The organism is Sandaracinobacter neustonicus, assembly GCF_006385875.1.
GTDB lineage: Bacteria > Pseudomonadota > Alphaproteobacteria > Sphingomonadales > Sphingomonadaceae > Sandaracinobacteroides > Sandaracinobacteroides neustonicus.
Map to the genome: position 1 here is coordinate 33,043 of NZ_VFSU01000031.1, position 11,134 is coordinate 44,176.

Annotated in this window: 15 protein-coding genes; 3 read left to right on the forward strand and 12 right to left on the reverse strand. The window is 65.4% G+C overall.

The features are described 5' to 3' along the window. Nucleotides 1–8 precede the first annotated feature (8 nt). Genes pyrF through FJQ54_RS14140 form a run of 3 tightly spaced genes read right to left on the reverse strand, consistent with a single transcriptional unit; the run spans nt 9 to nt 1,790 of the window. Nucleotides 9–686, reverse strand: coding sequence for an orotidine-5'-phosphate decarboxylase (pyrF, locus tag FJQ54_RS14130; RefSeq protein ID WP_140929071.1), 678 nt, complete (start codon nt 684–686; stop codon nt 9–11). Nucleotide 687: 1 nt separating this feature from the next. Further along, the gene (locus tag FJQ54_RS14135; protein ID WP_140929072.1) at nt 688–1,017 is read right to left on the reverse strand and encodes a LapA family protein; all 330 of its coding nucleotides are present in this window, start codon (nt 1,015–1,017) and stop codon (nt 688–690) included. Next, entirely contained in the window at nt 1,014–1,790 is a 777-nt protein-coding gene (locus FJQ54_RS14140; RefSeq protein WP_140929073.1) for a competence/damage-inducible protein A, read from the reverse strand. The genes FJQ54_RS14135 and FJQ54_RS14140 overlap by 4 nt, the downstream gene beginning before the upstream one ends. Nucleotides 1,791–1,849: 59 nt before the next feature. Between FJQ54_RS14140 and map the strand changes: the two genes are divergently transcribed. Beyond that, nucleotides 1,850–2,656, forward strand: a complete 807-nt coding sequence (map, locus tag FJQ54_RS14145) for a type I methionyl aminopeptidase (RefSeq protein WP_140929074.1) — start codon at nt 1,850–1,852, stop codon at nt 2,654–2,656. An 88-nt stretch (nt 2,657–2,744) separates the two neighbouring features. Next, the gene (radC, locus tag FJQ54_RS14150; RefSeq protein ID WP_235890473.1) at nt 2,745–3,386 is read left to right on the forward strand and encodes a RadC family protein; all 642 of its coding nucleotides are present in this window, start codon (nt 2,745–2,747) and stop codon (nt 3,384–3,386) included. Between the two features lie 457 nt (nt 3,387–3,843). Here the strand turns inward: radC and msrB are convergent, their stop codons facing one another. From msrB to FJQ54_RS14165, 3 genes are read right to left on the reverse strand one after another with little or no spacing between them, the layout of a single operon-like run. Next, nucleotides 3,844–4,245, reverse strand: a complete 402-nt coding sequence (gene msrB / locus FJQ54_RS14155) for a peptide-methionine (R)-S-oxide reductase MsrB (RefSeq protein ID WP_140929076.1) — start codon at nt 4,243–4,245, stop codon at nt 3,844–3,846. Further along, a complete protein-coding gene (gene aroB / locus FJQ54_RS14160; RefSeq protein WP_140929077.1) occupies nt 4,242–5,369 on the reverse strand; it encodes a 3-dehydroquinate synthase in 1,128 nt (375 codons plus the stop codon). The genes msrB and aroB overlap by 4 nt, the downstream gene beginning before the upstream one ends. Continuing rightward, the gene (locus FJQ54_RS14165) at nt 5,369–5,974 is read right to left on the reverse strand and encodes a shikimate kinase (protein ID WP_235890468.1); all 606 of its coding nucleotides are present in this window, start codon (nt 5,972–5,974) and stop codon (nt 5,369–5,371) included. Before FJQ54_RS14165 ends, aroB begins: the two co-directional genes overlap by 1 nt. A 78-nt stretch (nt 5,975–6,052) precedes the next feature. Between FJQ54_RS14165 and FJQ54_RS14170 the strand changes: the two genes are divergently transcribed. Further along, on the forward strand, nt 6,053–7,819 hold the full coding sequence (locus tag FJQ54_RS14170) for a hypothetical protein (protein WP_140929078.1): 1,767 nt from the start codon (nt 6,053–6,055) through the stop codon (nt 7,817–7,819). A gap of 523 nt (nt 7,820–8,342) precedes the next feature. Here FJQ54_RS14170 and rplI read toward each other — a convergent pair. The 6 genes from rplI to FJQ54_RS14200 form a co-directional block, all read right to left on the reverse strand. Beyond that, nucleotides 8,343–8,939, reverse strand: a complete 597-nt coding sequence (gene rplI / locus FJQ54_RS14175; RefSeq protein ID WP_140929079.1) for a 50S ribosomal protein L9 — start codon at nt 8,937–8,939, stop codon at nt 8,343–8,345. 12 nt (nt 8,940–8,951) lie between these two features. Then, the gene (rpsR, locus tag FJQ54_RS14180; RefSeq protein WP_140929080.1) at nt 8,952–9,176 is read right to left on the reverse strand and encodes a 30S ribosomal protein S18; all 225 of its coding nucleotides are present in this window, start codon (nt 9,174–9,176) and stop codon (nt 8,952–8,954) included. Between the two features lie 3 nt (nt 9,177–9,179). Next, the gene (gene rpsF, locus FJQ54_RS14185; protein ID WP_140929081.1) at nt 9,180–9,635 is read right to left on the reverse strand and encodes a 30S ribosomal protein S6; all 456 of its coding nucleotides are present in this window, start codon (nt 9,633–9,635) and stop codon (nt 9,180–9,182) included. A gap of 293 nt (nt 9,636–9,928) precedes the next feature. Continuing rightward, entirely contained in the window at nt 9,929–10,393 is a 465-nt protein-coding gene (locus FJQ54_RS14190; protein WP_140929082.1) for a hypothetical protein, read from the reverse strand. A gap of 64 nt (nt 10,394–10,457) precedes the next feature. After that, nucleotides 10,458–10,754 carry a type II toxin-antitoxin system RelE/ParE family toxin gene (locus FJQ54_RS14195; RefSeq protein WP_140929083.1) on the reverse strand — a complete coding sequence of 99 codons (297 nt, stop codon included), beginning with the start codon at nt 10,752–10,754 and terminating at the stop codon, nt 10,458–10,460. Then, a complete protein-coding gene (locus FJQ54_RS14200) occupies nt 10,751–11,008 on the reverse strand; it encodes a type II toxin-antitoxin system ParD family antitoxin (protein WP_140929084.1) in 258 nt (85 codons plus the stop codon). Before FJQ54_RS14200 ends, FJQ54_RS14195 begins: the two co-directional genes overlap by 4 nt. Nucleotides 11,009–11,134: the final 126 nt, after the last annotated feature.

The following is an 11,134-nucleotide window of genomic DNA, read 5'->3' on the forward strand; positions in this document are numbered from 1 at the left end:
CAGCCCCGTCACAGAGTCGCGGCGATGGCCTCGGCCGCCGCAGCCGGGTCTGCCGCTGCCGTGATCGGCCGCCCGATCACCAGCACGCCCGCACCCGCATCCAGCGCCTCGCGCGGCGTCATTATTCGCTTCTGGTCGCCGATGTCCGCGCCTGCCGGGCGAATGCCGGGCACCACGAACAGCCCGGCGGGCCACTCGCCGCTCAGCCGCGCCACCTCGTGCGCGGAACAGACCACGCCATCCAGCCCGGCCTCGCGCGTCAGCACCGCCAGCCGGTGTACCTGCGCGGCGGGGTCGCCGAACACCCCCATGGTGCACAGATCGGCTTCGTCCAGACTGGTCAGCACCGTCACCGCGATCAGCTTGGTGCCCGGCCGGCACGCCGCGCGCGCCGCCTGCATCATCGCCAGCCCGCCGCCCGCATGCACATTCACAATCGCCACATCCAGCACAGAGAGGGACTTCAAAGCCCCCGCCACCGTGTTCGGAATGTCGTGCAGCTTCAGGTCCAGGAACAGCGGCAGCCCCACATCGGCCATCCGCCGGACTCCCTCCGGCCCGTTGGCCATGAAGAATTCCATCCCCAGCTTCAGCCCGCCGACATGGGGCGCAACCGCCCGCCCCAGCGCCTGCGCGCGGGCAAGGTCGGGCGTATCCAGCCCCACATAGATCGGATTGGCGGCCAACTTACGTCCCCGGCGGCGGCGCGGGCGTCGGCACAGCCTGCGCGGCGGGCGGCCGCAGCAGCTCCACCTTGGCTTGCGCCAGCTCGCTCTCCGTCTTGCCAAGGCTGGCTTCCAGCTTCGCCACCTTGCGCTTCAGCATCATCTTGTCGGTGGAAAGCCACGCCCACACGGGCAACAGCCCCAGCGCGAAGCTGCCCAGCACCAGCAGCGGCAACCACACGTCAAACTGCTGGAAGCCCAGGTTCACCGCCACGAAGCTGTTGTTCACAACAGAGAACAACGTCAGCCCCACCAGCAGCAGCACCACCAGCGCCGTCCGTATCTGGCTCATATCTCACCCTCCTGTGCGTCGATTCCCTTGGCCGTCAGCGCCGTTTTCAGCGCTTCCACCGCAAGCCCCAGCTGCGCCTCGTCCACCGAACGAAGCACGAAATTCGCCCCGCCCTTCCCCTCGCGCCAGAAGGGATAGGAACCCACCTGCACGCCATCATGATCGGCCTGCACCTTCGCCAGCAGGTCTGCCACGGCGCTTTCCTGCGCCCATGCCCCCACCGCGCGGGATAACACCGGCCGACCGCCCGCCAGCTGGCCGTCCAGCCCGCGCAGCATGCCCTGCGTGATCTTCGGCACCCCGGCCAGAATGAACAGCCGCCCCAGCCTGATGCCCGGCGCGCCGGTTTCCGGGTTCGGCACCAGCTCCGCGCCTTCGGGCACCCGCGCCATGCGCAGCCGCGCCTCTGTCACCTTATCCCCGTAATAACGCGTCAGGATGGCGACCGCGTCCGGGTGATGCACCACCGGCACGCCCAGCGCGGCGGCGATGGCGTCCACGGTGATGTCGTCATGCGTGGGGCCGATGCCGCCCGTGGTGAACACATAATCATGCGCGGCAAGGCAGGCGTTCACCGCTTCGCCGATGGCGGCCGTATCGTCCGCCACCACCCGCGCCTCTTTCAAACGGATGCCCTGAATGTTCAGCCAGCGCGCCAGATAGGCAAGGTTCGCATCCTGCGTCCGGCCAGACAATATCTCGTCGCCAATGATGACGAGAGCCGCCGTCCAGATCTTTTCCTGTTCGCTCGCGCGGGCGTCAACATCCACCATGGCATTGCCCTAACGCAGCCCACGCCCTAAATCCATGGGTCAGAAAGCCAGAGACACGCATGACAGACATCGACACAGACGAACGCACCATCGTGATTCACGATGCAGACGGTTTCGCAGGCATGCGCGCCGCGGGCCGCCTTGCGGCCGAAGTGCTGGATATGCTGGTGCCGCACGTCCGCCCCGGCGTCTCCACGCTGGCGCTGGACCAACTCGCTTATGAGTATGTCGTATCGCACGGCGGGGTTTCGGCCACCATCTTCTATCGCGGCTATGCCCATGCGCTGTGCACCAGCATCAACCATGTGATCTGCCACGGCATTCCCAACGCCAAGCCGCTGCAGGCAGGCGACATCATGAACATCGATGTCACCGTCGTGCTGGACGGCTGGCATGGCGACACCAGCCGCATGTATCTGGTGGGCGATCCGCCGCTGAAGGCGCGCCGCCTCGTCGATGTCACCTATGAATGCCTGCTGATCGGCATCGAACAGGCGAAGCCCGGCAACACCGTCGGCGACATCGGTGCCGCCATCCAGAAACATGCGGAAAAGCACCGCTATTCCGTGGTGCGCGATTTCTGCGGCCATGGCCTCGGCCGCCGCTTCCACATGGCCCCCAACATCGTCCACGCAGGCCGCCCCGGCGAAGGCCCGGAACTGCGCCCCGGCATGTTCTTCACCATCGAACCGATGCTGAACCTCGGCCGCCCGGACGCGAAAATCCTCGACGACGGCTGGACGGCCGTCACCCGCGACCGCTCGCTGTCCGCGCAGTTCGAACATTCCATCGGCATCACCGAAACGGGGCACGAGATTTTCACCGCCTCCCCCGCCGGGCTCAGCCACCCGCCCTACGCCATCTGATCCGATGCCGCCCCGGCACGTCCGCGAAGAGCCGGGGCTGTTCGGCGAAGCCGAGGATCCCGCCCGCAAGGCAGGCCACCGTGATCGTATGCGCCAGCGCCTGCTCGAAGGCGGCGCAGACGGCTTCCACGATTATGAGCTGCTGGAATATCTGCTCGCGCTCGCCATCCCCCGGCAGGATGTGAAGCCGCTCGCCAAGGAACTGCTCATCCAGTTCGGCGATCTGCCCACCCTGCTCGCCGCCTCGCCCGGCGAACTCACCCGGCTGAAAGGCGTGGGGGAGTCCGTCGCCGCCGCGCTGAAATTCGTGGAGGCCGTCTCCATCCGCCAGCTGCAACGCAAGGCGCTGGAAAAGCCGCTGCTCTCCAACTTCGACAGCGTCACCGATTATCTGCACGCCCGCCTCGCCCACGAACTCACCGAGGAATTCCGCGTGCTGTTCCTCGACAACAAGAATCGCCTGATCCGCGACGAGAAATTCGGCGAAGGCACCGTCAATCAGGCCCCCGCCTACCCGCGCGAAATCGTCAAACGCGCCATCGAACTGCAAGCCAGCGCCGTCATCCTCGTCCACAACCACCCCTCAGGCGATCCAACCCCCAGCCGCGACGACATCCAGCTCACGCGAGCGATCACAGACGCCGCCAAACCGCTGGGCATCGCCGTCCATGATCACCTCATCATCGCCCGAACCGGCCACCGCAGCCTCCGCGCGGATGGGCTGATCTGAGGGGGGCCTGCCCCCGGCCCGGGCAGGTCATTTTTTGCCTCCGGCGGGCAGGGAAATGATTTCCCTGCACCCTCAAACTTTGCGTTGCGCCTGAACTTCAGCGCTGTGTGAGTGATCAGATTCGATTGCCTGCGGCGCTGCGGAGCACTCTCTCCCTGCAAGGGGGAGAGATGGAGAGGGGGTGTCACCGGTTGGCCTGATCCGCTGACATCCCAACAGCCACACGTCACCCCGGACTTGATCCGGGGTGACGTGTGGAGAGGTGGGTGGGACATGCTCCAATGCGCCGCAGGTCACAAACCCCTAACCTCGCGCCAAGCGGTTGGCCCCCACCCCAACCCCTCCCCTAAAGGAGGAGGGGCTAAAAGCGTTGGGGGTGCGAGCGGCGTCACGCCCCTGCCGGGTGCCGGGCAGAGCCCGGCCCGCCGGAGGCACACCGGGAACACTCCCCGCCCAATCACCCTTCGGCTGAAGGCTCAAACTCCAGCGCCACGCCGTTGATGCAGTAACGCAAGCCTGTCGGCGGCGGGCCATCGGGGAACACATGCCCCATGTGGCTGCCGCAATTGGCGCAATGCACTTCCACGCGGATCATGCCGTGGCTGGTGTCGCGCGTGGTTTCCAGCGCGCCTTCCACCGGCGTGTCGAAGCTGGGCCAGCCGGTGCCGCTTTCGAACTTGGTCGCGCCTTCGAACAGCGCCGCGCCGCAACCGGCGCAGCGGAACACGCCGGGGCGCTTTTCCCGCAATAGCCCGCAGCTGCCCGGCGCTTCGGTGCCATGCTGGCGCATGATGCGATATTGCTCGGGCGTCAGCTTTGCCCGCCATTCGGCGTCTGTCAGTTCAAAGGGAGTGCTCATGCCGCTTTCCTCGCCGCCGGTTGCACCGAAAGGTCCGCCGCCAGAAACGCTTCCACGCTTTGCAGCGACACATCCTTGGCCAAAAAGCTGTCGCCCGGCCCGCGCGCCAGAATGAAGGGCAGCCCCTCTGCCGTGCGCTTTTTATCCTGCCGCATGTGCGCGATCAGGCGCGGCGCGGCATCTGCGGCGATGCCCGGTTCGCGCGGCCATGCCATCATCCCCAGCGATTGCAGATGGCGGGTGAAGCGATCCGCATCCGCCTTTCTCATCAGCTTCGCGGCGGCGGAAAAGCGCAGCGCCTGCGCCATGCCGATACCCACGGCCTCGCCGTGCAGCAGGCGGCTGGAAAAGCCCGTCTCCGCCTCCAGCGCATGGCCGAAGGTGTGGCCCAGGTTCAGCAGCGCGCGGATATCGTTGGTCTCGCGCTCGTCTGCGGCGACGATGGCCGCCTTGGCGCGGCAGCTTTGCGCCACCGCATGCGCCAGCACCTGCGCATCCTTGGCCAGCAGCCGTTCCGCATTGGCAAGGCACCATTCGTAAAAGGCCGGGTCTGAAATCAGCCCATATTTCACGATTTCGGCATAGCCCGCCTTCATCTCGCGCTCCGGCAGGCTTTGCAGGCAATCGAGATCGGCCCACACCGCCAGCGGCTGGTGGAACGCGCCCACCAGATTCTTCCCCGCCTTCGTGTTGATCCCGGTTTTCCCGCCGACAGATGAATCGACCATCGCCAGCAGCGTCGTCGGCACCTGCACAAAGCCCATGCCGCGCTTCACGATAGAGGCCGCGAATCCCGTCAGGTCTCCGATCACGCCACCGCCCAGCGCGATCACCGCGTCTGACCGGGTCACTTCCAGTTCCAGCAGCCGGTCCACCAGCGCTTCCAGCGCGGCGAATCCCTTGGTCGTTTCCCCGGCAGGCAGGATGATGGGGATCACCTCGAACCCGCTCAGCCCGGCGGTCAGCCGCTCAAGATGCAGCTTTGCCACCGTCTCGTCCGTCACCACTGCCACCCGGCGGCTTTTCACCAGCGCGGACAGCCGCGCCCCGGCGGAGGCCAGCACGCCGGGGCCGATGGCGATCCGGTAGCTTCGGTCGTTTAACGCAACGGGGACTTCGATCATCAAACTGCCTTCGAATCCCGGCCAATCAGCGCATGAAGGATGGCATTTACCGTCTCTTCATGCGGTCCGTCGGCCGAAATGATGTGAATTGGCGCCTGCCTGTAGCAGGGCGCACGCAACTCCATCAACTCGCCAAGCACCTGTTTCGGGTCTTTTCCGATCAGCAAAGGGCGATGATTGCGCTTGGAAACCCGTGCCGCCAGCGTTTCGATGGCCGCATCCAGCCAGATCGCGGTGCCTTCGTTCAGAATCAGCGCCCGCGTCTCAGCGTCCACGAAGGCACCGCCGCCGGTGGCGATGATCTTGTGTCCGCCCTCCATCAGCCGGCCGATCACCCGCCGCTCGCCGTCGCGGAAATGCGATTCGCCAAAGCGCGCGAAGATTTCGGAGATCGGCATTTGCGCCGCCACCTCGATCTCGGCGTCTGCGTCCACGAAGGGCCAGCGCAGTTTCGCCGCCAGCCGCTTGCCCACAGTCGTCTTGCCGCTGCCCATCAGCCCCACCAGAACGATGGGCCGCCGCCGCCAATCCGCGCGCACGCCGTCCACCCGGCGCACGCCGCGATGCCCCCGCGCGCTCGGCGGCATGTCAGAGGGGGCTTCCACTGGCTTCACAGGCCCCGCTATAGGGGCCAGATGCCAGCTTGCGCAAACGCCCCGATTGCCCGTGATACAGCCCCCCGCGTGACGGCACCGGCCACCGGATCGCGCCGCTGGATTCTGCTTCTGGCCGCAGCCCTGCTGCCAACAGCGCCGCTCGCCGCGCAGGCCCAGCCCGCGGGCGCGCCGAAATCGCTGCTGCCCGATGATATCGCGGAACCCGCCGCCCCCCAGCCGGGCACGGTGGAAGGCGCCGTGCAGATGGCCCCTTCCGCCCCAACGCCGCTGCCGGGGTTCGAGCCGCTGCCCACGGTCGCGCCGCCGCCACCCCCGCCGCCGGAGCCTGAACCCACCGACCCGCTGGCGGAACTGGCAGGCCCCACCGCGCAGCCGGAACGCGCCGGGCCGCTCAGCATCGGCAACGGCGGCTATCGCGCCGATCTGTTCACCGGCTCCGATGCGCGCTTCCTCACCGCGCTGCTCGCCCGGCTTGATCGCCCGCTCGCCAGCCGCTGGGGGCAGATTCTGCTGCAACGCGCGCTGCTGACGGCGGCGGATGCCCCCGGCCCGATCAACCCGGCGGACTGGGTTTCGGCCCGCGCCCGCGCCCTCGTCGCCATCGGCTCGGCGGCGGATGCGCACCGCCTCGTCTCGTCCATCGCGGTGGATCGCTACACCGTGCCGCTCTATCATGCGGCGCTGCTCAGCTCTGCGGCGGCGGGCGACCCGATGGCGATGTGCCCGCTGTCGCCGCTCGCCCGCGTCCTCACCGAAAGCCCGGACTGGGCGCTGGCAGACGCCATGTGCCTGGCGATTCTGGGCGACGATGTGGGGGCCGCCTCGCAGTTCGATCAGCTGCGCCGCAAGCAGCAGATCACCGCGTTCGATATCGGCCTCGCCGAACGCGTCGCCTCTGCCACCGGCGCGGGCCGTCGCGGCGCGAACCCGGAGTGGGACGAAGCCGCCTCCGGCCTCACGGCATGGCGCATTGGTCTTGCCAGCGCCGCCGGGCTTGAAATCCCCGCAAATCTGCTGACCGCTGCCTCGCCGCAGATGAAGGCCTGGTATGTCCGCCTGCCCGGCCCCGCGCTGGAAAGCCGCGCCGGCTTCGCCGCAGATGCCGCCGCCACCGGTGCGATCAGCACGGCGGAAATCAACCGCATCCTCGCCGCCGAAGCAGACGGTCTGAACCCCGCCGCCGTCGGCCAAAGTCCCGGCGGCCGCCTGCGCAGCGCCAATGTCGCCGCCGCGCTGCCTGATCGCATCGCCGCGATGAAGGCGCTGTGGGGCCTCGCGCCCGCCAACTCGGCCGCCGCTTATGGCTGGAAAGTCGCCACCGCGCCCGCGGCCGCCCGCATCAGCCCCGACGCTGCCTTGTCGGCCGACGCGCCCGCGCTCGTCTCCAGCCTGCTCGCGGCCGGAATCGTTCCCATCGCCGAACGCTGGTGGCCCGTCCTCGCCAGCGCCGACAGCGATGACCGCGCCGCCGCATGGGGGCCGCTCGCCGCCGCCTCGCCGCGCGTGCCGGTGGAAGGCGGCCTCTACAACGATTGGGCGAAAACCGTGCCCGCCCATCGCGCGCAACTGCTCGCCGCCGGGCTGGAAGGGCTGGGGCGCGGCAAGGTCGGCCCCGAACTCGCCCCGCTGGACAATGACTGGACCCGCGCGCTGGACCGCGCCGTCGCCGCCCGCCACCCCGGCGAAGTCATCGTGATCGCCACCAACGCCCTGCGCGGCAGCTGGGCCGAAGTCCACCCGGACCAACTCCGCCGCATCGCCCGCGCATTGGTCGCCATCGGCCACGCGCCCGAAGCGCGGCTGATCGTGGCGGAGGCCGCGACGCGGGGGTAGGGCGGGGCGGGTTTTGTGCCTCCGGCGGCCAAGGGCTTTGCCCTTGGAACCCGTGCCAAGGAAATGATTTCCCTGCACCCTCTAAGTTGGCGTTGCGCCCCAACCCCAACGCCGTTCGAGTGATCAGATTCGATTGCCTGCGGCGCACCGCAACTCTCCCCTCCTGTAAGGGGGAGAGTTGGAGAGGGGGTGTCACCGCCGGGCCTGACCAACCAACCTCATCCCACCCCCAACCTCGCCACCCGCTCAGCCTGAGTCCTGAGCTTGTCGAAGGGTCGAAGGCCCCTGAGAGACTCCCCAACCTTCCCACGCCCACAACCGTCACCCCGGACTTGATCCGGGGTCCAGCTGTTCTTCGGCAAGGCTGGAGTTGAAAAGCCAGACCCCGGATCAAGTCCGGGGTGACGGTGAAAAACCACCGCGGATAAAACAGAAACGCCCCACCCGAACCCACAGCCCCCCAACGAGAAAGGGCCCCCGGTTTCCCGGAAGCCCCTTCTCAAACCTCGCAAGGGCAGAACCCTTAGGCTTCGGTCGTTTCCTCGGCCGTGGCGTCGTCCTCGGGCAGGGTGCCCGGTTCGGCGCTGGCGTCGAATTCTTCCGTGAAGCCGGCTTCTTCCCGTTCGAACAGGTCGGCCGTCACGTCGACGCCCTTGGCCTGCAGTTCGGCTTCTTCCGGCGAACGGGCGACGTTCACCTTGGCGGAAACCGTCACTTCCGGGTGCAGCACCAGCTTCACCGTGGTGATGCCCAGCGTCTTGATCGGCTTGTCCAGCACCACGGCGCTCTTCAGCACCTTGTGGCCGGATTCGGTCACGGCATCCGCCACGTCGCGGGCGGAAACCGAACCATACAGCGCACCGGCGTTCGAAGCCTGGCGGATCAGCACGACCGAAACCTCGGTCATGGTGGCGGCCTGCGCTTCGGCCGCTTCACGGCGCTTGGCGTTGTCGGCTTCGATCGTTGCGCGCTGCGCTTCGAACTTCGCCTTGTTGGCGTCTGTGGCGCGAAGCGCCTTGCCGCGCGGCAGCAGGAAGTTGCGCGCGAAGCCGGGCTTCACAGACACAACATCACCAATGCGGCCGAGCTTTTCGACGCGCTCAAGAAGGATCACATCCATCGAATATGCTCCTTACTTCACGAGATAGGGCAGCAGGCCGAGATGGCGTGCGCGCTTGATGGCTTGCGAAAGTTCGCGCTGCTTCTTGGCGGAAACCGCCGTGATGCGCGAAGGGACGATCTTGCCGCGTTCAGAGACGAAGCCCTGCAGCAGGCGGATATCCTTGTAATCGATCTTCGGCGCATTGTTGCCCGAAAAGGGGCAGCTCTTGCGGCGACGGAAAAACGGGCGTGCCATGGCTTACCAGGCTCCTTCTTCAACCCGGGGGGCACGGTCCGGGCGGGGGCCGCGATCGCCGCGATCTCCACGCGGGCCACGATCACCACGATCGCCCCTGTCACCACGCTCACCACGTTCGCCGCGCTCGGCACGGTCAGACTTCTTCATCATCGCGGACGGGCCGGTTTCCAGCGCGTCGACACGGATGGTCTGATAGCGGATCACGTCTTCGTTCAGCGAAACCTGACGCTCCAGCTCCTGAATCGCAGGCGCCGGGGCCTCGATGTTCAGCAGCACATAATGCGCCTTGCGGTTCTTCGCGATGCGATAGGCAATGGTGCGCAGGCCCCAATATTCGGTGCCCTTCACCTCACCACCCATGTCGGTGACAACCTTGGTAAACGCCTCTGTGAGGCTCTCCACCTGCGCAGGCGCCAGATCCTGACGCGCGAGGTAGACATGCTCGTAAAACGGCATGCGTGTCTCTCTTCCTCTGCCGATCGCTGACCTCGCGGCGAATTCCGCGCATGGCCCCTCCGGCTATCTTGAAGCGGCGGGCCATAGGGGAAAGTCGGCGGCGAGGCAAGGGCGGGGGCTGAGCGTGGGGCTTTTTTGCCTCCGGCGGGCAGGGAAATGATTTCCCTGCACCCTCAACATTGGCGTTGTGCGCCATCCGGTCAAATGTACCATTGAACAGTGTTGATAGCCTGCAACGCTGACGGCTTGCCCTGATATTGATGTGACGAGAGCAAGGCGGACACTTTCAAACCTTATTTAAGAGAGTGTGTGATGTCCTCAACACGCTTGCAATGGTAAAGCGCTGTATGCGGCTCAGCAAATGCTGCGCTTTGAATGACTGCGTCCAGTGATTGCGCATGTATGCTGACCATGCGCCCGCTATCTAAAAATAGAATTACAGTTCCTCTGTATTCTTCTGGAGGATACCATAGGAGATTGAGAATTTTGCCGGAAGTTGGCTCACTTGATGCGGGTATTCCTTGAAATTCTGAGCTATGGATGAATGTGTTTTTGTCAAAGTCGATCAAAATATTTCCTGTTATCCCTTCCGAAGTATCCGATTTCGTGCAGGAATTCCCGCGTTCGTTGCAATGCGTGGAGCTTCTGAAAGAGCATTTTAGTTTGAGATGATCTGTCCATTTCGCATCGGAAGATGCCAAGGTCGGCATGCCTGCCATAATTGCGACACTCGTGAATAGGATGTGGTCTGTCCGCATTGTCAGATGACTCCTTGTTACTCAAAAGCCTATCGTTTCAGCGCGATACTCATATGATCAGAGTTCAGAAGGGGAACAGAATCGCGCTGTAGTTCCGCGCGCCGTGCAGGATGTGCAGAATCACGATCTTTCCGGGTTCGACGCGATAGAAAATCAGATAATCGCCATGGATACGCCGCCGTACGCCGGATGCCTCATAGCGTGCAACGAGCGGGAATCGCTCGGGCATATCCGCCAGTTCCGTGCATTTAATCCGGAGGTCGTGCAGGAAGCTCAACGCGCGCTGCGGGTTGTCCTGCGCGATATAGTCTCCGATCGCCTCAAGATCATATTCGGCTTCGGCCGACAGATGGACGATCATCTGTCAGGGGCGGCCATCGCACGATATTTTGCCTCCAGCCGATCAAACACGGTGTCCGCGGCGGCAGTTCGCCCGGCGTCGGCATCGGCCAGACCGCGCGTGATCGAGGCATCAAGCGCCGCCAAACGCGTTTCCCGATCCTGAATCAGTCGCACCCCTTCGCGGAGAACCTCGCTTTTCGAGTTGTAGCGGCCGGTCGACACAAGGCTGGCCACGAACTGCTCAAGCTGCTGCCCCAGATCTGCGCTAATCATCAGCAATCTCCTGCTGCCGCGACGGATAGTGCATTATCAACAGTTGATAAAGACTGTCGCGCAAGTTCGCGACATCATGCGGGCACGCAGCAGGCCGAAAGTCAGGGAAACCGGAGGAAATAGGGT

What these genes read in the sequence shown, in the direction of transcription:
- FJQ54_RS14135 (WP_140929072.1), bottom strand. Translation starts at nt 1,017, where the DNA reads ATGAGCCAGATACGGACGGCGCTGGTGGTGCTGCTGCTGGTGGGGCTG.
- FJQ54_RS14140 (WP_140929073.1), bottom strand. Translation starts at nt 1,790, where the DNA reads ATGGTGGATGTTGACGCCCGCGCGAGCGAACAGGAAAAGATCTGGACG.
- map (WP_140929074.1), top strand. Translation starts at nt 1,850, where the DNA reads ATGACAGACATCGACACAGACGAACGCACCATCGTGATTCACGATGCA.
- radC (WP_235890473.1), top strand. Translation starts at nt 2,745, where the DNA reads ATGCGCCAGCGCCTGCTCGAAGGCGGCGCAGACGGCTTCCACGATTAT.
- msrB (WP_140929076.1), bottom strand. Translation starts at nt 4,245, where the DNA reads ATGAGCACTCCCTTTGAACTGACAGACGCCGAATGGCGGGCAAAGCTG.
- aroB (WP_140929077.1), bottom strand. Translation starts at nt 5,369, where the DNA reads ATGATCGAAGTCCCCGTTGCGTTAAACGACCGAAGCTACCGGATCGCC.
- rplI (WP_140929079.1), bottom strand. Translation starts at nt 8,939, where the DNA reads ATGGATGTGATCCTTCTTGAGCGCGTCGAAAAGCTCGGCCGCATTGGT.
- rpsR (WP_140929080.1), bottom strand. Translation starts at nt 9,176, where the DNA reads ATGGCACGCCCGTTTTTCCGTCGCCGCAAGAGCTGCCCCTTTTCGGGC.
- rpsF (WP_140929081.1), bottom strand. Translation starts at nt 9,635, where the DNA reads ATGCCGTTTTACGAGCATGTCTACCTCGCGCGTCAGGATCTGGCGCCT.
- FJQ54_RS14190 (WP_140929082.1), bottom strand. Translation starts at nt 10,393, where the DNA reads ATGCGGACAGACCACATCCTATTCACGAGTGTCGCAATTATGGCAGGC.
- FJQ54_RS14195 (WP_140929083.1), bottom strand. Translation starts at nt 10,754, where the DNA reads ATGATCGTCCATCTGTCGGCCGAAGCCGAATATGATCTTGAGGCGATC.
- FJQ54_RS14200 (WP_140929084.1), bottom strand. Translation starts at nt 11,008, where the DNA reads ATGATTAGCGCAGATCTGGGGCAGCAGCTTGAGCAGTTCGTGGCCAGC.